Annotated in this window: 1 protein-coding gene; it reads left to right on the forward strand. The window is 70.9% G+C overall.

Translation table 11 applies throughout. The features are described from left to right. Positions 1–99 precede the first annotated feature (99 nt). Positions 100–699 carry an NUDIX domain-containing protein gene (locus G7A99_RS21820; protein ID WP_163144048.1) on the forward strand — a complete coding sequence of 200 codons (600 nt, stop codon included), beginning with the start codon at positions 100–102 and terminating at the stop codon, positions 697–699. Positions 700–876 lie beyond the last annotated feature (177 nt).

Here is an 876-nt window from a genome sequence, read left to right on the forward strand (position 1 = left end):
GCCGGGGTCATGGACATGTTCCCGCACACGGCGCACGTCGAGAGCATCGCCGTGTTCGATCGCGACTGACGCCGTGGCGTGACGGCGAGGGGAGGGACCATGCACTACGAGATCATCGAGTCCGAGGACGCCTTCCGCGGCTATTTCGTCATGCGCCGCTACCGCCTGCGCCACGCCCGCTTCGAGGGCGGCATGGGCCCGGTGCTCACCCGCGAGCTCTTCGAGCGCGGCCACTCCGTGGGCGTGCTGCCCTACGATCCGGTGCGCGACCAGGTGGTGCTGGTCGAACAGTTCCGGGTCGGCGCGCTGGACGCGCCCCGCGGCCCCTGGCTGATCGAGACCATCGCCGGGATCATCGAGCCCGGCGAGTCCCCGGAGGCCGTCGCGCGCCGCGAGTCCGTCGAGGAGGCCAACTGCCCCCTCGACGAGGTCGTCCCCATCTGCCGCTATCTCGTCAGCCCCGGCGGTACCTCGGAGCAGGTGAGCATGTTCTGCGCCCGGGTCGACGCCGAGGGCCTGCACGGCGGCGTGCATGGTCTCGAGGAGGAGGGCGAGGACATCCTCGTGCACGTTATGTCCTTCGACGAGGCCATGGCCATGGTCGAGAACGGCACCGTCCACGCCGCCATGCCGCTGATCGCCCTCCAGTGGCTCGCGCTCAACCGCGAGCGCCTGCGCGAGCAGTGGGGCGCGGACTGAGCGACGGGACGCGGAGGCGCCGGGCGGCCGTCGGTCCGGTGCGGCGGAACACGCTCACGACATCCCGGCGTGCTGGAGGCGCCAGTCCTCACTGGACAGCGAGTGTCCCGGTGACAGGACCCGGACCATGGCGAGCTGGACCAGAATGCCCGCGAGCATGATGCCCCATGCCGGGGT

The organism is Arhodomonas sp. KWT (assembly GCF_010993615.1).

Excerpts from the sequence above, each read along its gene's own strand:
- G7A99_RS21820 (WP_163144048.1), top strand. The coding sequence starts at position 100 with ATGCACTACGAGATCATCGAGTCCGAGGACGCCTTCCGCGGCTATTTC.